Origin of the sequence: Xanthobacter albus, from assembly GCF_043194895.2 — a bacterium.
Taxonomy (GTDB): Bacteria; Pseudomonadota; Alphaproteobacteria; order Rhizobiales; family Xanthobacteraceae; genus Xanthobacter.
Genome location: NZ_CM195532.1, coordinates 366,683 through 385,624, shown reverse-complemented (window position 1 = coordinate 385,624; position 18,942 = coordinate 366,683). Strand labels below are relative to the sequence as shown.

Below are 18,942 nucleotides of genomic sequence, written 5' to 3'. Positions count from 1 at the left end.
TGTGCCGTCCTCCGGAATGCGGTGCGATGGAAATGCGGGGCGCCGACGCGGCAGGCGAACGCGCGCCGTGGCGTGGCGAAAAATATCCGCTGATCTTTACGGCAGGGATGGCGCGGCCCGATTGATCCAGGTCATGGAGCGGCCAATTCTCCGCTCGGGCTTTGGCGCGTTTTCTTTTCGCGAACCGGTTTCCAGTCGCTCGAAAACGCTCTCGCTCCGGGCGCCCAAAGCAAAGGGGCGGCCTTTCGGCCGCCCCTCGCGTTTCTGAACGGTGCGGGTTCACGCCCGCGGCGGATCACTCCGCCGCGCCGTTCTCGCCATCGGCGGCGGCGCGGGCGGCTTCCTTCTCGGCCTTCTCCTTGGCCTCGAGGTCCTCGCCGGTCGCCTGGTCCACCACCTTCATGGAAAGGCGGGTCTTGCCGCGCTCGTCGAAGCCCATGAGCTTCACCCTCACCTTGTCGCCTTCCTTGACGACGTCGGAGGGCTTGGCGACGCGCTCGCGGGCCATCTGGGAGACGTGCACCAGGCCGTCCTTGGAACCGAAGAAGTTCACGAAGGCGCCGAAGTCCACCACCTTCACCACGGTGCCCTCGTAGATCTGGCCCACCTCCGGCTCGGAGGCGATGGACTTGATCCAGTTGATGGCCGCCTTGATGCTGTCACCCGACGAGGAGGCGATCTTGATGGTGCCGTCGTCCTCGATGTTGACCTTGGCGCCGGTCTTCTCGACGATCTCGCGGATCACCTTGCCGCCGGAGCCGATCACTTCGCGGATCTTGTCCACCGGGATCTTCATCACCTCGATGCGCGGGGCGTGCTCGCCCAGCTCCGCGCGGGCGGTGGTGAGGGCCTTCGCCATCTCGCCGAGGATGTGGGCGCGACCGTCCTTGGCCTGGGCCAGGGCGACCTTCATGATCTCCTCGGTGATGCCGGCGATCTTGATGTCCATCTGCAGCGAGGTGACGCCGTTCTCGGTGCCGGCCACCTTGAAGTCCATGTCGCCGAGGTGGTCCTCGTCGCCCAGGATGTCGGAGAGCACGGCGAACTTCTCACCCTCGAGGATGAGGCCCATGGCGATGCCCGCCACCGGGCGCCGCAGCGGCACGCCCGCGTCCATCAGCGCCAGCGAGGAGCCGCAGACGGTGGCCATGGAGGACGAGCCGTTGGACTCCAGGATCTCGGAGACAACGCGCAGGGTGTAGGGGAACTCGTGCTTGGCCGGCAGCATCGGGTGGATGGCGCGCCAGGCGAGCTTGCCGTGGCCGATTTCGCGGCGGCCGGGGGAGCCCATGCGGCCGGTCTCGCCCACGGAGAAGGGCGGGAAGTTGTAGTGCAGCAGGAAGTGCTCCTTGTAGGTGCCTTCCAGGCTGTCGATGAACTGCTCGTCCTCGCCGGTGCCGAGGGTGGCGACCACCAGGGCCTGCGTCTCGCCGCGGGTGAACAGGGCCGAGCCGTGGGCGCGCGGCAGGATGCCGACCTCGGACACGATCGGGCGCACGGTGCGCACGTCGCGACCGTCGATGCGGATGCCGTCGTCGAGGATGTTCCAGCGCACGATCTTGGCTTCGAGCGCCTTGAACACCTCGGACACGAGCTGGGCGTTGGGCACCGCCTCGCCGGAAAGGGCGAGCTCCTCGTAGTGCTTCTTCACCTTGGCCTTGGCGGCGCCGACCGCCTCGTAGCGGGACTGCTTCTGCTTGATCTTGTAGGCGGCGCGCAGGTCGGCCTCGGCGATCTCCTTCACCTTGGCCTCGATGGCGGAAACGTCCACCGGCTCGAAGGTGCGCGGCTCCTTGGCGGCCTTCTCGGCCAGCTTGATGATGGCCTCGATCACCGGCTGGAAGTGGCGGTGGCCGAACATCACCGCGCCGAGCATGATCTCCTCGGGCAGCTCCTTGGCTTCGGATTCCACCATCAGCACGGCGTCGGCGGTGCCGGCGACCACCAGCTCCAGGGCCGATTCCTTCACTTCGTCCACGGTGGGGTTGAGCACGTACTCGCCGTCGATGAAGCCGACGCGGGCGGCGCCCACCGGGCCCATGAAGGGAATGCCGGAGAGGGTGAGGGCGGCGGAGGCGGCCACCATGGAGACGATGTCGGGATCGTTCTCCAGGTCATGGGCGAGCACGGTGATGATCACCTGGGTGTCGCACTTGTAGCCGTCGGGGAACAGGGGGCGGATGGGGCGGTCGATGAGGCGGGAGACCAGGGTCTCCTTCTCGGAGGGACGGCCCTCGCGCTTGAAGTAGCCGCCGGGGATGCGGCCGGCCGCGTAGGTCTTTTCCTGGTAGTTGACGGTCAGGGGGAAGAAGTCCTGGCCGGGCTTCGGCTCCTTGGCCGAGACGACGGTGGCCAGCACCTTGGTGTCGCCGTAGGTGGCGAGCACGGAGCCGTCCGCCTGGCGGGCCATCTTGCCCGTCTCGAGGGTCAGGGGCGTGCCGCCCCAGTCCAGCGTCTCGCTGTGAATGTCGAACATGTTGTCTTGTCTTTCTCTATGGCAGACGGGGAGAGCCATGAGCAAGACGGCCGGACGCGCCGCGCGAGGCTGCCCTCCTCACGAAGGGGCCCCGACGGTAGCGTCCGGCGATCCTGCCATGACTCGTCCCTTGCGTTCATATCATGCGCGGCAGGCCTCATGCCTGCGGCGACGGCGCGCCTTTCGCGGCGCGCGGCCTCGGCGGAGAGCCGGGCCTTCTTATGCTTGCGGCGCCCGGCCTTGGCGCCGGGTTCCGTTTCGTGCGCGCCCGCAGGGGCGCAGGCGGATCCGGGGCGGGCCCGGATCCGGCACAAGCGTCAGCGGCGCAGGCCGAGGCGCCCGATGAGGCTCTTGTAGCGGCCCTCGTCCTTCTTCTTCAGATAGTCGAGGAGGCTACGGCGCTGCGAGACCAGCTTGAGCAGGCCGCGGCGGGAATGGTTGTCCTTGTGGTGGGACTTGAAGTGCTCGGTGAGGTTCACGATGCGCTCGGTGAGCACCGCCACCTGCACTTCCGGCGAACCGGTGTCGCCTTCCTTGGCCCCGTATTCCTTGATGAGCGCCTGCTTGCGCTCGGCAGTGATCGACATCGTATTTTCCTTTCAGACGATGTGGAGAAACGCGCCCGCTCCCCCTTCGCGGCATGGCCGGAAATGACGGGGCGGGCGTGGGGTCGGCCGGGCCGGGATGTCGTCCAGCACGGTCGAAACAGCAACGCGAAAAGCGGCACCCGAAGGCACCGTCCGCGCGGCGCGACTATAGTCGCTTTTGCCTGCGGAGCCAGCGGAATGTTGCGCCGCCGGCCGCCGCTTCAGTCCTGCGCCTGCGGCGGGCGCTGGGGCTTGGCGCGGGGCGGGCCCTTCCGGGCCCAGTTGAACACGCGGTGCGGATAGATCTCGCCCGCCTCCACGTCGCCGATGGCAATCAGCGCGTTCTGGCAGAAAACCGCGGCGTGGCCGTCCACGATGGGCGCGTCGCGCCCGCGCAGGATCACGCTCTGCCCGCAGCGCAGGCGGTGGGCGTCCGGCGGGGTCACGGCGATCTGCGGCAACTCCTCCAGGGCGAACTCCACCGGGTCGAGCGCCTCCATCAGCGCCTCCTCGCCGGCGTCCGCGCGGGCGCGCAGCTCGTCCAGGGGCACGAGGTCCTCTTCCAGGAACGGACCCACCGAGGTGCGGCGCAGGGCCGAGACATGGCCCTTCGCGCCCAGCATGCGGCCGAGGTCGCGGGCGATGGCGCGCACATAGGTGCCCTTGCCGCACTCGGCCTCCAGCACCGCGTGGTCGGCATCGAGCCGTTCCACCATGCGGATGCTGAAGATGGTGACTGGCCGGGCCTGGAGCTTCACCTCCTCGCCCTCGCGGGCGAGATCATAGGCGCGCTCGCCGCCGATCTTGAGGGCGGAGTAGGCGGGCGGCACCTGCATGATCTCGCCCTGGAAGGCGGCGAGGGCGGCGATGATCTCCTCGTCCGCCGGGCGCAGGTCGGAGGCCGCGACCTCCTTGCCCTCGGCGTCGTCGGTGTCGGTCTCGATGCCGAAGCGCACGGTGAAGCGGTAGGTCTTGCGGCCGTCCATCACGTAGGGGACGGTCTTGGTGGCCTCGCCGAAGGCGATGGGCAGGCAGCCCGAGGCCAGCGGATCGAGCGTGCCGGCGTGGCCGGCCTTCTTGGCGCCGAACAGGCGCTTCACCACGGTCACCGCCTGGGTGGAGGTGAGGCCCACGGGCTTGTCCAGCAGCACCCAGCCGTCGAGGTCGCGCTTGGGGGCGCGGGGGCGGTTGTCCTGCTCGCGGGGCGCGCGGGGCGCGCGCTCGCGCGGGGCGCCGGCTGCGCCCTCCTCGGCGGGCTCAGGGGCGGGGGCGGCGGCAGATGCGGAGGTCATTCGCGGTTGGTCTCTTCGTCGTCGCTGTCGGTGTCGAGGTCGCGCACGACCTCGGGAGAGCGCAGGAGCTGGTCCATGCGGGCGCCCTCGTCGAACGAGGTGTCCTCGCGGAAGCGCAGCTCGGGCACGGATTTCAGCTCCACCCGGCGGGCCACCTCGGCACGCAGGTGGCGGCGGTTGTCGTCGAGAGCCTTCAGCACCGCCTTCAGGTCCCTGCCGCCCAGCGGCATCACGAAGCAGGTGGCGATCTTTAGGTCCGGCGACATGCGCACTTCCGGCACCGTGATGATGTGGCCGGACAGCACCGGGTCGATATGGTCGCCGCGCGAGAGCACGTCGGCGAGGGCATGGCGCACCAGCTCGCCGACGCGCAGCATGCGCTGGGAGGGGCCGCCTCCCGTGCGGGTTTCTTGTCTCATGGATCTTAAAGCCTCAGCGGCGCCGCGGCAGGCCGGGCGCCTTTTCCTTCGGGGGAGCGGACGGGCTTGGACCGTGCCGCTCCGGTGATGGTTCCTCGCCGCGCGCCGCCGCGCCCCTCGGGACTCCGGCGCCCGGGCCCGCCCCGCGTCCGGCGGGGGCGAGCCTGGGGAAGGCGCGATGCGTCAGCCAGAGACAACGGGGCGAAGGGCCGGCGCCGATGCCGACGCGGCCCCCTCCCGTTTTTCCCCCGCGGACGGGGGCGCGTCCCGGCGCTTGCGGCCGGCCCGCCTCACAGCGAGCGCTGCACCGTCTCCACGCGGAAGCACTCGATGACGTCGCCCGCGCGCATGTCCTGGTAGTTCTCGAAGGACATGCCGCAATCCTGGCCGGCGTGCACGGTGTTCACCGCATCCTTGAAGCGGTTCAGGGTCGCGAGCTTGCCTTCGTGGATCACCACGTTGTCGCGGATGAGGCGGACATGCTGTCCGCGTTCCACGACGCCGTCGGTGACCTGGCAGCCCGCCACCTTGCCGACCTTGGAGACCGCGAAGATCTCCTTGATGAGCGCGTTGCCGAGCATGGTCTCGCGGATGACCGGAGCGAGCAGGCCGCTCATGGCCTTCTTCACGTCATCCACGAGGTCGTAGATGATGTTGTAGTAGCGGATCTCGATGCCCGCCCGCTCGGCCGCGTCGCGCGCTTCCTTGTTGGCGCGGACGTTGAAGGCGATGATGGCCGCGCCGGAAGTCTCGGCGAGGGTCACGTCGCTTTCGTTGATGCCGCCGGCACCCGAATGGATGATGCGGGCCTGCACCTCGTCGTTGCCGACCTTCTCGAGGGCGCCGATGATGGCCTCCACCGAGCCGGACACGTCGCCCTTGATGATGAGGGGGAATTCCTTGCGCCCGGTCGCCTTGACCTGGCTCATCATCTGCTCGAGCGAGCCGCGCATGGTGGCGGAACGCGCCGCCGCCTTCTCGCGCTTCTGGCGCTGGCGGTAGTCGGTGATCTCGCGGGCGCGGGCTTCGTTCTCCACCACGGCGAGGCGGTCGCCCGCCTCCGGGGTGCCGTTGAAGCCCAGCACCTCCACCGGGAACGAGGGACCCGCGGTCTCCACGTTGGCGCCGGTGTCGGAGATCAGGGCGCGCACGCGGCCCCATTCGGCGCCGGCCACGACGATGTCGCCGACCTTCAGGGTGCCGCGCTGCACCAGCACGGTCGCCACCGGGCCCCGGCCGCGATCGAGCTTGGCTTCCACCACGGTGCCTTCGGCGTCGCGGTCCGGATTGGCCTTGAGGTCGAGCAGCTCCGACTGCAGGGCGATCGCTTCCAGCAGCTTGTCGAGGTTGAGGCGCTCCTTGGCGGAGACCTCCACCTCGAGCGTCTCGCCGCCCATGCTCTCCACCTGCACCTCGTGCTGGAGCAGCTCGCTGCGCACGCGCTCGGGCTTGGCGCCGGGCTTGTCGATCTTGTTGATGGCCACGATGATCGGCACGCCCGCCGCGCGGGCGTGGTTGATGGCCTCCACCGTCTGCGGCATCACGCCGTCGTCAGCGGCCACCACCAGCACCACGATATCCGTCACCTTGGCGCCGCGGGCGCGCATGGCGGTGAAGGCGGCGTGGCCGGGGGTGTCGATGAAGGTGATCTTGCTGCCCGACGGCGCGGTCACCTGATAGGCGCCGATGTGCTGGGTGATGCCGCCGGCCTCGCCGGAGACCACGTTCGCCTTGCGGATGGCGTCCAGGAGCGAGGTCTTGCCGTGGTCGACGTGGCCCATGATGGTCACGACGGCCGGACGCGACTCCAGGGTCTCCGGGGCGTCGGGCGTGTCGAACAGGCCCTCTTCCACGTCGGACTCCGAGACGCGGCGCACGGTGTGGCCCATCTCCTCGGCGATCAGCTCGGCGGTGTCGGCATCGATCACGTCGGTGATCTTCAGCATCTGCCCCTGCTTCATCAGCAGGCGGATCACATCCACGCCGCGCTCCGACATGCGGTTGGCGAGTTCCTGGATGGTGATGGTCTCGGGCAGGATGACCTCGCGGGAGATCTTCTCCTTGCTCTCCTGGGCGCGGTTGCCGGTCATGCGCTGGGTGCGGCGGCGGAAGGACGCCACGGAGCGCTGGCGCTCCTCGTCGCTCGACAGGGCGGTGACCACGGTGAGGCGGCCGCGCTGCTTCTCCGGGCCGGCCGGGGCGCGGGGCACCTTCACCGGGGTGGCGATGCGCGCGCCCGGACCCTTGCGGGCGGTGCGGCGCTCCTCCTCGGACTCGGCGGCTGTGCCGGCCGGGCGCGGCGTCGCGGGCCGCGGGCTGGCGGCGCCGGCGGAGGCACCGGCGGGGCGGGCGGTCGCGCCCTGCTCCTCGCCGAAGCGCTTGCGCGCTTCCTGCTCGGCCTTGCGCTTCTTGTCCTCTTCGGCGGCGCGGCGCGCGTCTTCCTCGCGCTTGCGCGCCTCGGCGGCCTCACGCTCGGCGCGCTCGGCGCGCTCGCGCTCGGCGCGGCGACGGGCCTCCTCCTCCGCGATGCGGCGCTCCTCGGCCATGCGCGCCTCTTCGACGGCGCGGACGCGCGCGTCGGCAAGGGCGGTGGCGCGGGCGTTGCGCTCCTCATCGGTCAGGGTGCGCAGCACCACGCCGGAGCCGCCCTGGCGCTGGGAGCCGGGCCGGCCCTGCTGCGGGCCGCCGGAGCGGCGATCAGGGCCTCCCCCGCCGCTGCGCTGGCCCTGCGCGGCGCCATGGCCCTGGCCGGGACGATTGGACTGGGGCGCGCCGGAACGCTGCGGGCCGCCGGTGCCGGAGCGCTGCGGCGCGCCGCCGGTCGTGCGCGTGGCGCCGTGGCTCGATGCACCCTGGGCGGGCGCCGCGGGACGCGGGGCGGCCGGGGCTATGGGAGCCGCAGGGCGCGCGGGCTCGGCCGGCGCCGCGACGGGCGCGGGCTGGGCCGCCTGGGGCGCGGGCGCGGCGGCCACCGGCTCGCTCGGAGCGGGAGCTGCGGGCGCCGGTGCCTTGGGTGCCTCGGCGGCGGGAGCGGGGGCCGGAGCGGGCTCGGGCGCCTTGGCTTCCACCGGAGCCGGTGCCGCGACGGGCGCCGGCGGCTGGGGCGCGCTCGGCGCAACCGGAACAGGGGCCGGCGCGGCCTGGGGCGCGGCGGGCGCAGCCTTCGCGGCAGGCGCCACGGCTGCCGGCGCCGCGGGGCGCGCGGGAGCGGCCGGCGCGGCGGCGGGCGCCGCGGCCGGAGCATGACCAGCCTCACCGGGGATGACGCGGCGCTTCACCTTCTCCACCACGACCGCCTTGGAGCGGCCATGGCTGAAGCTCTGGCGCACCGTGCCCTGCTCCACCGGGCGCTTCAGGGTGAGCGTCTTGCTGCCGGGGGCGGGATGGAGCGTCTTGTCGCCGGGTGTCTTCGTGTCGTTCATTCCGTATCCGTTCCTTGCATCCGGCCGGGCGCTCGGCTGCTGTCCTCATCTTCGGCGCTCTGGTGCTCTGCTGACGGAGCCAGAGCCATAAGGTCCCTGCTCACGGGTGCCGCCTGCTCGTCGCTGGAGGGTATCCCCATCCGCCAGCGTTCGAGCCTGCGGCAGCGCGCGAGAAATCCCGCAGTCGTCGGATGCGCAAGCAGGGCCGCATGTACCACATTTGACCGCCCCAACGCCAAGTCCAAATCAACGCCGGGTAAGCAATCGACGATCTCGGGCGCCTTGCGCGCCGTACCCGCTTCCGCGCGGGCAACCTGGCGGGCGAGGGCGTCGAGCTTGCGCACCCCGTCGGGGCGCGCGTCGGCGGCGTGGAGCAGCACCTGGACCGTGCCCGAGGCGAGCGCCTGCTCCACCTTCATGGCGCCGGTCACCACCTGCCCCGCCTTGTTGGCGAGGGACAGAGCGGCGCGCACATCCTTGTCGAGAAGACCTTCCACCAGCGCTGCCAGGTCGGGCGCGGGCTGCCCCTTGCCCTTGAAGGCGCGGCCGAAGGCCTTGCGCTTCAGGGCCGTTTCCAGGTCGGCGCGTGTGGCTCGAACCCACGCGCCGCGCCCGGGCAGCCTACGGGCGAGGTCCGGGACGATGTGCCCGTCCGGCCCCACCACGAAGCGCAACATCTGGGTGACCGGCGTGACCTGCCGCGTGGCGAGGCACAGGCGCGCGAGCGGCGCCCGCGGCGAGCTCAGCCCGCGCGGTCCCTCGTCCGTCTCCACCTCGACCGTTTCTGCAAGCACTGCGGGTCATCTCCCTTGGCTCTCAGGCGTCGGCCTGGGAGGCGTCTTCCGCCTCGTCTTCCACCGCCTCGTCGTCTTCCGGCGCCTCGATCCAGCCGGCGGCGACACGGGCATGCATGATGAGCTGCTCGGCGTCCTCGCGGGAGAATTCGAAGCCGTCGAGAGCGCCGGCATGGCGCACGGTCTCGCCGTCCTTACGCTCCGACCAGCCGATGAGGTCGTCGGTGGCGCAGCCCGCGAGGTCCTCGACGCTCTTGATGTCGTTCTCGCCGAACGCCACCAGCATCTTCGTGGTGACGCCGGAGAGGGTCTTCAGGTCGTCCTCGACACCCAGCTCCTTGCGGCGGTCGTCGAGGGCTTCCTCCACCTCCGCCAGATGCTTCTGGGCGCGGGCCTGGAGCTCGGCGGCGGTGTCCTCGTCGAAGCCCTCGATGGAGGCGAGCTCCAACACCGGCACGTAGGCGATCTCCTCCACCGAGCTGAAGCCCTCGGAGGCGAGCAGCTGGCCCATCATCTCGTCGAGATCGAGGGCCTCGGAGAACATCTTGGTGCGCTCGGCGAATTCCTTCTGCCGCCGCTCGCTCTCCTCCTGCTCGGTCATGATGTCGATGTCCCAGCCGGTGAGCTGGGTGGCGAGGCGCACGTTCTGGCCGCGGCGGCCGATGGCCAGCGAGAGCTGGGCGTCGGGCACCACCACCTCGATGCGCTCGCGATCCTCGTCGAGCACCACCTTGACCACTTCCGCCGGCGCCAGCGCATTCACGATGAAGGTCGCGATGTCGTTGTTCCAGGGGATGATGTCGATCTTCTCGCCCTGCAGCTCGTTCACCACCGCCTGCACGCGCGAGCCGCGCATGCCGACGCAGGCGCCCACGGGATCCACCGAGGAATCGCGGGAGATGACGGCGATCTTGGCGCGGGAGCCGGGGTCGCGGGCGACCGCCTTGATCTCGACCACGCCGTCGTAGATTTCCGGCACTTCCTGGGCGAACAGCTTCGCCATGAACTGGGGATGGGTGCGGGAGAGGAAGATCTGGGGGCCGCGCGGCTCGCGGCGCACATCGTAGATATAGGCGCGGATGCGGTCGCCGGTCTTCACCGTCTCGCGCGGGAGCAGCTCGTCGCGGCGCAGGATGCCTTCGCCACGCCCGAGGTCCACCACCACGTTGCCGTACTCGACGCGCTTGACGAGGCCGTTCACCACCTCGCCGATGCGGTCCTTGTATTCGTCATACTGCCGGTCGCGCTCGGCCTCGCGCACCTTCTGCACGATGACCTGCTTGGCGCTCTGCGCCGCGATGCGGCCGAAGTCGAACGGGGGCAGGGTGTCGGCGATGGTGTCGCCCACCTGGGCGGCGGGGTTGTGGCGGCGGGCGCCGTCCAGAGTGATCTCGGTGGCGGTGTTCTCCACGTCATCCACCACCAGCAGGTGGCGGGCGAGGCGCAGCTCGCCGGTGCGCGGGTTGATGTCCGCGTGGATGTCCGTCTCCTGGCCGTAGCGCGAGCGCGCGGCCTTGGCGATGGCATCTTCCATGGCGGCGATGACGATGGAGCGATCGATGGACTTCTCCCGCGCGACCGCGTCGGCGATCTGCAGAAGCTCCAGCCGGTTTGCGCTGACGGCCACCATCAGTGCGTCTCCTTCACGGTGCTGGTGATCTCGAAACTGGATGTCTTGGCGTTGGACTTCTTGCCCGTCGCCTTCTTGCCCTTGGCCTTCTTGCCGGCCACCTTGCCGGTGGCGGCCTTGTTGGCCACAGGCTTGCGCGCGGGCTTGGCCGGGGCCTCGTCCTCGACCAGATTGTCGTTGGCGACCTCGTCGTCGAACGCCAGCGCGCCGTCCTCGCCCTCCAGGAAGGCTTCCTCGTCATCGTCCAGCGTGTGGCCGGCCGCCTTGGCGGCGCGCAGCGCGGCGGTGATGAGGGCATCCGTGAGCACGAGCCGCGCATCGTGGATGTCGGTGAGGGGCAGCTGGACGACGGCCTCTTCGTCCGCGCGGGCGTCGTCGCGACGCACCACGGCGGCCGCGCCCTCGACGCCTTCGAGATGGCCGCGGAAGCGCTTGCGGCCGGCGACCGGAACGCTCATCTCCACCTTCACCTCGTGCCCCGCCCAGCGCTCGAAATCGGAGCGGCGCACCAGCGGGCGGTCGATGCCGGGGGAGGACATTTCCAGCCGGTAGGCGCCGGCGATGGGATCGTCCACGTCGAGCACCGGAGAGAGGGCGCGGGAGGCGGCCTCGCAATCGTCGATGGTCATGGTGCCGTCGGGGCGCTCGGCCATGATCTGCACCGTGCCGCCGTCGCGATTGGTCACCTTCACGCGCACCAGGCGGAAGCCGAGCGCGCCGAGCACGCCATCGGCGATGGCGGCCACGCGGGCGGCCACTCCGGTTTCGGTGATGAGGCGCGGCTCGTTCTGATCGTCGCGCACGATGCCGGTGTCGGTCATGTCCCTCCGGGACGGCTGAGGCGGGCGGCGCTGGTCGAAAGCGCGGGCCGCCGGAATGAATTCTGCGCCGGAGCGTCCGTGGTCGAGATGAGATAAACAGAAACGGAGCGGACCCCCGAGGGGACCCACTCTCATCACCTTCGACTGCGATGGCGCTGAGGCATCCCCATCCGGGGACTAGGCAAATATAGCTGGAATCTCGCGATACGCAAGATGGGCCGTGCGGATCGCGGCGCCCCGCCCAGGTCGCGCGCGATCAGGCGCCCGCGCCGGGCGCGGCCTCCTCCAGCCTGCTCCTGAGCGCGCCGATCTCCCGCTGGAGCCGCGCGAGATCGGCGATATCGAGGCCGGTGGCCGCAAGGATGCAGCCGGGGATGCGCTTCGCCTCCTCTTTCAAAGCCCGCCCCTGGGGCGTGAGGCGCACCCGCACCACGCGCTCGTCCCTGGTGTCGCGGGCGCGGGAGACATGGCCCATGGCTTCCAGGCGCTTCAGCAGCGGCGTGAGAGTGCTCGATTCGAGGGAGAGCCGCCCGCCCAAGGCGCCCACCGTCTGGTCGTCCTGCTCCCACAGCGCCACCATCACGAGATATTGCGGATAAGTGAGGCCGATGGCGTCCAGCAGCGGCTTGTAGACGCGGTTGAAGGCGTGGCCCGCCGCATAGATGGCGAAGCACAGGAAATGGTCCAGCGGCGGCGGGTCGGCGGGGGTGTCGGTGGTCATCGTCGCTCCGGGCGCCGATTTGAAGGCGGGGATCATGGCGTGAAAATAAATAGCGCGCGATCAAATCGCAAGCGCTTGACAGCTCGGCGGGACTGGGAGATAGATCGTGCACGATTTAATCGTAAGCGTCTTCCTGAGTCGCTTGAACCTAAGCCCACGAAAGGAAAAGCCATGTCCGTCAACGTCCTCTATCGCACCTCCGCCCGCGCCACCGGTGGCCGCGATGGCCAGTCCGGCACGCTGGATGGCAATCTCAATGTGAAGCTGGTTGTTCCCAAGGAGCTGGGCGGCCCCGGCGGGGAGGGTGTGAACCCCGAGCAGCTGTTCGCCACCGGCTATGCGGCCTGCTTCCTCGGCGCCATGAAGTTCGTCGCGTCCCAGGGCGGCGGCGTGAAGGTGCCGGCGGATGCCAGCGTCACCGCCACGGTGGGCATCGGCCCGCGCGCGGATGGCGGCGGCTTCGGGCTCGACATCGCGCTGGCCATCGACCTGCCGGGGGTGGAGAAGGCGGCCGCGCAGGCGCTCATCGAGAAGGCGCACATCGTGTGCCCCTACTCCAACGCGACCCGCGGCAATGTGAACGTGGCGCTCAGCCTGGTGTGATCCGGCGGGCCTGAAGGGGTGCCCGGCCGTGCGCCGGGCGCCGGCTCAGCCCGCCTCGCTGCGCAGGGCCATCTTCTCGCGACGGCGCTGGACGGAGGAGGGGATGTTCATGCCCTCCCGATACTTCGCCACCGTGCGGCGGGCGATATCGATGCCCTCTTCCTTCAGCTTCTGCACCAGCGTGTCGTCGGAGAGGATGTCGGTCGGCGCCTCGGCCTCGATGAGGGTCTTGATGTGGTGGCGCACTGCCTCCGCCGAATGGGCCTCGCCCCCGCCGGAGGCGGAGATGGCGGAGGAAAAGAAGAACTTCATCTCCACCACGCCGCGCGGGGTGGAGATGTACTTGTTGGACGTGACGCGCGAGACGGTGGATTCGTGCATGCCGATGGCGTCGGCCACCGTGCGCAGGTTCAGCGGCCGCAGGTGGCGCACGCCGTGCAGCAGGAAGGCATCCTGCTGGCGCACGATCTCGCTCGCCACCTTCAGGATGGTGCGCGCCCGCTGGTCCAGCGAGCGGGTGAGCCAGCTCGCGCTCTGCAGGCATTCGGCCAGGAAGCTCTTGTCCTGCGCCGATTTGGCCACCTTCGCCACGGTCGCGTGGTAGGTCTGGTTCACCAGCACCCGCGGCAGGGTCTCGGAGTTGAGCTCCACCAGCCAGGCTCCGTCCGGGCCGGGCCGCACATAGACGTCCGGCACCAGCGGATGCACCACGCCCGAGCCGAAGGCGAGGCCGGGCTTGGGATCGAGCCGGCGGATCTCGCCGATCATGTCGGCGATGTCGGCGGCATCCACCCCGCACACGCGTTTCAGGGCATTGCGATCGTGCTTCGCCAGAAGCTCCAGGTTCTCCACCAGCGCCTGCATGGCGGGGTCGTAGCGGTCGCGCTCCTTAAGCTGGAGCGCGAGGCACTCGGCGAGGCTGCGCGCGCCCACTCCGGTGGGCTCGAAACTCTGGATGAGCTTGAGCATGTCCTCCACCTCGTCGCGGCTGGCGGCGAGCTGCTCGGCCACCTGGTCGAGATCGCCGGTGAAATAGCCGGTCTCGTCGATCAGCCCGATGAGATGCAGCCCGATCAGCCGGCGGGCCGGGTTCGCCTCCGCCACCGCGAGCTGGGCTTCCAGGTGGTCGGCGAGGGTGGTTTCCGCGGTGAGGAAGGCTTCGGGGTTGTAGTCCTCGCTCCGCTCGCCGCCGCCGCCGCTCCAGTCGGTGGAGGAGGAGGGGCCGGAGGGCGTCGTGGCCGCCGCGCGCTCGGCGGGGGCGTCATCGGGAAAGACATTGCCGAGGTCGGTGTCGAGGCGGGTTTCCATCTCCGCCCGGCTCGGCTCCATGTCCCGCTCCATCCAGTCGCCGGCCTCCCCGTCGCGGTCGCTGGCGGGGGGCTCGGGGGCTTCGATTTCGGGGCTCTCGGCCGGGCCGCCATCCTCGCTCGCCCGCTCCAGAAGCGGGTTGCGCTCCAGCTCGGCCTCCACATAGGCCACCAGCTCCATGTTGGAGAGCTGCAGCAGCTTGATGGCCTGCATCAGCTGCGGCGTCATCACCAGGGACTGGCTTTGCCGGAACTCGAGCTTGGGGGTCAGCGCCATCCGCGGCCCTCCCCGGCGCAAGGCGGGTGATGGATCACAGGCGGAACTCCTCGCCGAGGTAGAGCCGCCGCACGTCCGGATTGGAGACGATGGAGTCGGGGTCGCCCTCCATCAGCACCTCGCCGGAATGGATGATGTAGGCGCGGTCGATGAGGCCCAGCGTCTCGCGCACGTTGTGGTCGGTGATGAGCACGCCGATGCCGCGGGTGGTGAGGTGACGCACCAGGGCCTGGATGTCGCCCACCGCGATGGGGTCGATGCCGGCGAAGGGCTCGTCCAGCAGCATGAAGGAGGGGCGGCTCGCCAGCGCGCGGGCGATCTCCACGCGCCGCCGCTCGCCGCCGGAAAGGGCGATGGCGGGCGACTTGCGCACGTGGGTGATCTTGAACTCCTCCAGGAGCTGCTCCATCTCCTCCTGCCGCTTGCGACGGCTGGGCTCGGTCACCTCCAGCACGCCCATGATGTTGCCCTCGACCGTGAGGCCGCGGAAGATGGACGCTTCCTGGGGCAGGTAGCCGATGCCGAGCCGCGCCCGGCGATACATGGGCATGGGGGTCACGTCGTGGCCGTCGAGCTCGATGCGGCCGGCGTCGGCCTTCACCAGGCCGGTGACCATGTAGAAGCAGGTGGTCTTGCCGGCGCCGTTGGGGCCGAGCAGCCCCACCGCCTCGCCCCGGCGCACATACATGGAGACGTCACGCACCACCTTGCGGCCGCCATAGGTCTTGGCGAGGCCGTAGGCCGCGAGCGAGCCCACCCCGGCGTGGGCATAGGGGTCGTCCAGGTCGTCGTAGGGGGGCAGGGCTTCGTCCGCGAGGTCGTCGTCCCAGTCCTCCGCCGCGGGCGGGTCGGGCATCCGTGTGGCAAAGCCTTCACCGGAGCGCGCCGGGCCCGCCGCAGGCGCCGCGCGCCGCGCGGCGGTCTCCTGGGGGAAGAAGGGGGCGTCCAGCCCGTCCTGGTCGTCGTCCAGCGCGGCATCGTGGACGACGCGCGGCTGAATCTTGCTGGTTCGGCGCTTCTCAGCGCCCCCGCCGAATAGGGAAAGGACGTTCAAGTCTACCTCCGGCCCACGGCCCCTTGGGAGTTAGGTTTAGAACGTCCACGTCAGGGATGCAACGTTACATGCAAAAAATGGGCCGAGGCGGGAGCGCGGGCGCCGGCGGAAGGGGGAGGGCGCGAGGCCGGTGCGTCGCGAAAGTGTCGCATCCACGCGCAACAAACTGATCCGCCGGCCACGGCGGCCGGCGCGCGGCTGCGGCGGCCGGGCGCACCCGTATCCGGCTCCAGCGGGCCCTTTCGTTCCGCGTCAGCGTCTCTGCGCGGGGGGCGGTGCCGGCGGTGCCTGGTTCTTCAGGCTGCCGGGGACGATCAGGCTCTCCACGCGCCCGCCCTCGAAGCGCGACACGCCGGAGATGAGGTTCACCACCAGCCTCTGGCCGCGGATCACGTTCGGCCCCTGGGTGAGCACCACCGGCTTGCCGGTGAGGGTGACGGTGTTCGACTTCATCTCGAACACGCCGGTGTCGCCGGTGGCGGTCTGGTCCTTGGTGCGCACCACCACGCCGCCGGTGGCTTCCAGCTTGCGGATCTGCCCCTGCTTCATCTCGGAGCCCTGCTCGGGCGCCGCCACCGAGCCGTCGTAATAGACCTGGAGATCCTTGGAGTTCAGCGTGGTGTCGCCCTGCACCACCACCACGTTGCCGGAGAAGACCGCCACCTTGTCCTTGTCGCGCACCTCCAGCGAGTCGGCGTTCACGCGCACCGGCTCGTCGCGGTTGCGGGCGAAGCCCTGGAGGGCGTTGGGCACGTTCTGCCCCTGCGCCAGGGCGGCCGCGTCCATCAGGAGCGCGCCGGCGACCAGCGCCGTCGTGGCCAGCATCAGCGCGCCGAGCGTGCGGCGGGTGGTCGAGATCATGGGTGGGGCACCGGTCGTGGAGAGGTGATGAGGGGCACGTTGTCGGCTTCCCCGTCGGCGGCGCTCTTGCCGGAGGGGGCGGGGCGGCTGGCGGCCGGCGGTTCGGGGGCACGGGACCTGGCGCGGGCGGCGGCGGCTTTCGCCTCCTCCGTCGCCTTGGCCTCCTTGGCCTCTTCGGCGCGGGCCTTGGAAATCTCGGAGAGCCGGAAGTCGAGCTGCACATTGCCCACGAACAGGGCCTTCTGGCCGCGGTCGGTCACCTTCAGCGAATCCGCCACCAGCTTGCCGTCGAGATAGGTGAAGACCACCGGCTTCTGGCTGGTGATGGTGCCGGCCTTCACGTCCACGTCCGCATTCTGGAGGTGGCCGCCGTAGCCGCCCTTCATGGCGAGCTCCACCCCGTCGTCGAGCACGATGAACTGCTTCTTGGTGTCGAGGCTGCCCTTTTTGGCCTGCACGGTGGCCCAGCCGTTGTCGGCCATCTCCAGGCGGGCGTCGATGTCGGTGAGGTCGATGACGTCGGGCTGGGTGATGTCCTGCGTCGCCGTCTTGGCGGTGACGGAATAGCCGCGGTTGTCATCGGTGAAGCCGGAGAGCTTGGGCAGCTCCATGGTGAGCCGCGAGCCCGAAAGGCTGAGCCGGCCGATGTCGAACGGCAGCTCGATCTTCACCTGGAGGCTGTTGAGGAGCGCGCCGGCGCCGATCACCACCACCGCCGCGGCCACGGAAAGCGGCAGCAGCCGGCGGATCCAGCGCACGCGCGCGCTGTGGCGCCGCGCCCGGACGAAGTCGGGGGGCGGGGGCGGGGTGAAGGCGGCGGCTTCCGGCCTGTCGAGATCGCGTGGCGGCACGTGTCGGTTCATCTTCCCCTTCCGGCGGCAAGGTGAATTCCGGCCCGCGCCGCAGGCCTCCGGGACAGGACAAATTACGGGACTGGACGCCCCCAAGCACCGGCGGCCCGCGCAACGCGTCGCCCCGCGTGCCGGGCGGCCAAATTGTCCGAAATGCGCGCCGCGCGCAAGGGCGCCGGATAAGGCATTGCTGCAGCGCACATTTCCCCGTGGCTCCCGGTCAGGAGTGGGAGAAGATGTCCTCTTCCGCCCACCCGGCGATGTCGAGCGCGGCGCGCGCCGGCAGGAAGGCGAAGCAGGCGGCGGCGAGCGCGGTGCGCCCCTCGCGGGCCAGCATCTCCTCCAGCCGCGCCTTCAGCGCGTGCAGGTGGAGCACGTCGGAGGCGGCATAGGTGAGCTGGGCGTCGGTGAGGTCGCCGGCGCCCCAGTCCGAGCTCTGCTGCTGCTTGGAGATGTCCACCCCGAGCAGCTCGCGCACCAGCTCCTTCAGGCCGTGGCGGTCGGTATAGGTGCGCACGAGGCGCGAGGCGATCTTGGTGCACCACACCGGCTGCGGCATCACCCGGAAGGTGTGCTGCAGGATGGCGATGTCGAACCGGCCGAAGTGGAACAGCTTGGTCACCGACGGATCGGTGAGCAGCCGCACCAGATTGGGTGCGGTCTGGGCGTTGGCGTCCTGGGGGATCTGCACGAGATCGGCGCTGCCGTCGCCGTTGGAGAGCTGCACCAGGCAGAGCCGGTCGCGGAAGGGATTGAGCCCCATGGTCTCGGTGTCGATGGCGACCACGGGCGCGGCCACGAAGTCGGCGGGCAGGTCGCCCTGGTGCAGGCGGATGGTCATGGGCGGTGCGTTCTCGTTCCCGGAGGGGTCAAGGGAGGCGACGCCCCGATCCGGAGCGGCGTCGCCGACAGCTACGCGCGTGGCGGGTGGAAGCGCAAGCGAATGTCGCGGGCTTTCCGCTACCGTGCTAAGAGCGCGGCCGTGGTGCGCCGCGTCGGCGCGCCGCCGGCGCTTCCGCCCGGGCGGGGCCGCGCCGCGCCGGGCATTGCTGCGATTCGTCGCGGCGCCGCAGTGCCCGTCCTTTCCGTCGCCCGCATCCCGCGCCGGCCGGCTTCGCCGCCGGACGGGGGAGGGGCATCGTTGGTTTTCACGCGGCTCGGGCTGGGAGTTGACATGAAACGATTTGTGAATCCGTGCGGAGGCTGGGCGGGTCTCCTCACGCTGCTCGTGATCCTGTTCGCCGGCGCCGCCGAGCCGGCGCAGGCGCAGCCGGCGCCTCCCGGCAGCTATCTCTCCTCCTGCCGCGACGTGCGCGTGCGCCACGGCCGCGACCTGCAGGCCATGTGCCAGACCCGCCGGGGCTTCTTCAACCCCACCACGCTGCCCGACGTCTTCAGCTGCCGCGGCGATATCTCCAACCAGGATGGCAACCTGTGGTGCGAGCGCCGCCGCGGCCCGCCGCCCGGCGGCCCCGGTTTCGGCCCTGGTCCTGGTCCTGGTTATGGCCCTCGTCCCGGCCCCGGTCCCGGCCCGCAGTCGGGTCCGATCCCGCCCGGCTCCTACCTGCAGTCCTGCCGCAACGTGCGGGTGATCGGCCTGTGGCTCGGCGCCGACTGCCGCGACATGAACGGCCGCTGGCGCGATGCGCGCCTCAACCTCCAGACCTGCGGGCCGCGGTCCAACATCGCGAACTTCAACGGCGCGCTGGTCTGCCGCTGAACGGAACCGGACGTGGAAAGGGGGGCGCTCGCAGCGCCCCCCTTTTCTTTTGCTTCCCGTATCTGCAGCGGGTCCATCCCCGGCGCGGCGATTGCCGGCGCCGGGGA

Annotated in this window: 16 protein-coding genes; 2 read left to right on the top strand and 14 right to left on the bottom strand. The window is 70.3% G+C overall.

Features of this window, described 5'->3' with window-relative positions; genetic code table 11:
• Positions 1 to 295 precede the first annotated feature (295 nt).
• The 9 genes from pnp to V5F75_RS01690 form a co-directional block, all read right to left on the bottom strand.
• Complete coding sequence (pnp, locus tag V5F75_RS01730; protein ID WP_394036420.1) at positions 296 to 2,476, bottom strand: polyribonucleotide nucleotidyltransferase; 2,181 nt, start codon at positions 2,474 to 2,476, stop codon at positions 296 to 298.
• Positions 2,477 to 2,793: 317 nt separating this feature from the next.
• Positions 2,794 to 3,063: a 30S ribosomal protein S15 gene (rpsO, locus tag V5F75_RS01725; RefSeq protein WP_393989489.1), complete on the bottom strand. Its 270-nt coding sequence runs from the start codon at positions 3,061 to 3,063 to the stop codon at positions 2,794 to 2,796.
• Positions 3,064 to 3,284: 221 nt separating this feature from the next.
• A complete protein-coding gene (gene truB / locus V5F75_RS01720) occupies positions 3,285 to 4,355 on the bottom strand; it encodes a tRNA pseudouridine(55) synthase TruB (protein ID WP_394036422.1) in 1,071 nt (356 codons plus the stop codon).
• Positions 4,352 to 4,774: a 30S ribosome-binding factor RbfA gene (gene rbfA / locus V5F75_RS01715; protein WP_394036424.1), complete on the bottom strand. Its 423-nt coding sequence runs from the start codon at positions 4,772 to 4,774 to the stop codon at positions 4,352 to 4,354. The genes truB and rbfA overlap by 4 nt, the downstream gene beginning before the upstream one ends.
• Before the next feature lie 290 nt (positions 4,775 to 5,064).
• On the bottom strand, positions 5,065 to 8,196 hold the full coding sequence (infB, locus tag V5F75_RS01710; RefSeq protein WP_509212135.1) for a translation initiation factor IF-2: 3,132 nt from the start codon (positions 8,194 to 8,196) through the stop codon (positions 5,065 to 5,067).
• The gene (locus tag V5F75_RS01705) at positions 8,193 to 8,990 is read right to left on the bottom strand and encodes an RNA-binding protein (protein ID WP_394036932.1); all 798 of its coding nucleotides are present in this window, start codon (positions 8,988 to 8,990) and stop codon (positions 8,193 to 8,195) included. Before V5F75_RS01705 ends, infB begins: the two co-directional genes overlap by 4 nt.
• A gap of 22 nt (positions 8,991 to 9,012) precedes the next feature.
• The gene (gene nusA, locus V5F75_RS01700) at positions 9,013 to 10,620 is read right to left on the bottom strand and encodes a transcription termination factor NusA (RefSeq protein ID WP_394036934.1); all 1,608 of its coding nucleotides are present in this window, start codon (positions 10,618 to 10,620) and stop codon (positions 9,013 to 9,015) included.
• Positions 10,620 to 11,441, bottom strand: coding sequence for a ribosome maturation factor RimP (gene rimP / locus V5F75_RS01695; protein ID WP_394036936.1), 822 nt, complete (start codon positions 11,439 to 11,441; stop codon positions 10,620 to 10,622). The genes nusA and rimP overlap by 1 nt, the downstream gene beginning before the upstream one ends.
• A 256-nt stretch (positions 11,442 to 11,697) precedes the next feature.
• Positions 11,698 to 12,162 (bottom strand): MarR family winged helix-turn-helix transcriptional regulator, encoded by a 465-nt coding sequence (locus tag V5F75_RS01690; RefSeq protein ID WP_394036938.1) that lies wholly within the window; start codon positions 12,160 to 12,162, stop codon positions 11,698 to 11,700.
• A 171-nt stretch (positions 12,163 to 12,333) separates the two neighbouring features.
• Between V5F75_RS01690 and V5F75_RS01685 the strand changes: the two genes are divergently transcribed.
• Positions 12,334 to 12,765 carry an organic hydroperoxide resistance protein gene (locus tag V5F75_RS01685; protein WP_394036940.1) on the top strand — a complete coding sequence of 144 codons (432 nt, stop codon included), beginning with the start codon at positions 12,334 to 12,336 and terminating at the stop codon, positions 12,763 to 12,765.
• A 45-nt stretch (positions 12,766 to 12,810) separates the two neighbouring features.
• Here the strand turns inward: V5F75_RS01685 and rpoN are convergent, their stop codons facing one another.
• From rpoN to V5F75_RS01660, 5 genes are all read right to left on the bottom strand, one after another.
• Positions 12,811 to 14,349 (bottom strand): RNA polymerase factor sigma-54, encoded by a 1,539-nt coding sequence (rpoN, locus tag V5F75_RS01680; RefSeq protein ID WP_394036942.1) that lies wholly within the window; start codon positions 14,347 to 14,349, stop codon positions 12,811 to 12,813.
• A gap of 34 nt (positions 14,350 to 14,383) precedes the next feature.
• Positions 14,384 to 15,403, bottom strand: a complete 1,020-nt coding sequence (gene lptB, locus V5F75_RS01675; protein ID WP_394036944.1) for an LPS export ABC transporter ATP-binding protein — start codon at positions 15,401 to 15,403, stop codon at positions 14,384 to 14,386.
• A gap of 252 nt (positions 15,404 to 15,655) precedes the next feature.
• Complete coding sequence (locus V5F75_RS01670) at positions 15,656 to 16,264, bottom strand: LptA/OstA family protein (RefSeq protein WP_394036946.1); 609 nt, start codon at positions 16,262 to 16,264, stop codon at positions 15,656 to 15,658.
• The gene (gene lptC / locus V5F75_RS01665) at positions 16,261 to 17,127 is read right to left on the bottom strand and encodes an LPS export ABC transporter periplasmic protein LptC (protein ID WP_394036948.1); all 867 of its coding nucleotides are present in this window, start codon (positions 17,125 to 17,127) and stop codon (positions 16,261 to 16,263) included. Before lptC ends, V5F75_RS01670 begins: the two co-directional genes overlap by 4 nt.
• Positions 17,128 to 17,335: 208 nt before the next feature.
• A complete protein-coding gene (locus V5F75_RS01660; protein ID WP_394036950.1) occupies positions 17,336 to 17,956 on the bottom strand; it encodes a ribonuclease D in 621 nt (206 codons plus the stop codon).
• A gap of 333 nt (positions 17,957 to 18,289) precedes the next feature.
• On the opposite strand from V5F75_RS01660, the gene V5F75_RS01655 reads away from it, so the two are divergent.
• Positions 18,290 to 18,835: a CVNH domain-containing protein gene (locus V5F75_RS01655; protein ID WP_394036952.1), complete on the top strand. Its 546-nt coding sequence runs from the start codon at positions 18,290 to 18,292 to the stop codon at positions 18,833 to 18,835.
• The last annotated feature ends 107 nt before the right edge of the window (positions 18,836 to 18,942 follow it).

Excerpts from the sequence above, each read along its gene's own strand:
- V5F75_RS01660 (WP_394036950.1), bottom strand. The coding sequence starts at position 17,956 with ATGACCATCCGCCTGCACCAGGGCGACCTGCCCGCCGACTTCGTGGCC.
- rbfA (WP_394036424.1), bottom strand. The coding sequence starts at position 4,774 with ATGAGACAAGAAACCCGCACGGGAGGCGGCCCCTCCCAGCGCATGCTG.
- V5F75_RS01685 (WP_394036940.1), top strand. The coding sequence starts at position 12,334 with ATGTCCGTCAACGTCCTCTATCGCACCTCCGCCCGCGCCACCGGTGGC.
- V5F75_RS01690 (WP_394036938.1), bottom strand. The coding sequence starts at position 12,162 with ATGACCACCGACACCCCCGCCGACCCGCCGCCGCTGGACCATTTCCTG.
- V5F75_RS01670 (WP_394036946.1), bottom strand. The coding sequence starts at position 16,264 with ATGATCTCGACCACCCGCCGCACGCTCGGCGCGCTGATGCTGGCCACG.
- truB (WP_394036422.1), bottom strand. The coding sequence starts at position 4,355 with ATGACCTCCGCATCTGCCGCCGCCCCCGCCCCTGAGCCCGCCGAGGAG.
- rpoN (WP_394036942.1), bottom strand. The coding sequence starts at position 14,349 with ATGGCGCTGACCCCCAAGCTCGAGTTCCGGCAAAGCCAGTCCCTGGTG.
- pnp (WP_394036420.1), bottom strand. The coding sequence starts at position 2,476 with ATGTTCGACATTCACAGCGAGACGCTGGACTGGGGCGGCACGCCCCTG.
- infB (WP_509212135.1), bottom strand. The coding sequence starts at position 8,196 with ATGAACGACACGAAGACACCCGGCGACAAGACGCTCCATCCCGCCCCC.
- rpsO (WP_393989489.1), bottom strand. The coding sequence starts at position 3,063 with ATGTCGATCACTGCCGAGCGCAAGCAGGCGCTCATCAAGGAATACGGG.
- V5F75_RS01655 (WP_394036952.1), top strand. The coding sequence starts at position 18,290 with ATGAAACGATTTGTGAATCCGTGCGGAGGCTGGGCGGGTCTCCTCACG.
- lptC (WP_394036948.1), bottom strand. The coding sequence starts at position 17,127 with ATGAACCGACACGTGCCGCCACGCGATCTCGACAGGCCGGAAGCCGCC.
- rimP (WP_394036936.1), bottom strand. The coding sequence starts at position 11,441 with ATGACCGACACCGGCATCGTGCGCGACGATCAGAACGAGCCGCGCCTC.
- nusA (WP_394036934.1), bottom strand. The coding sequence starts at position 10,620 with ATGGTGGCCGTCAGCGCAAACCGGCTGGAGCTTCTGCAGATCGCCGAC.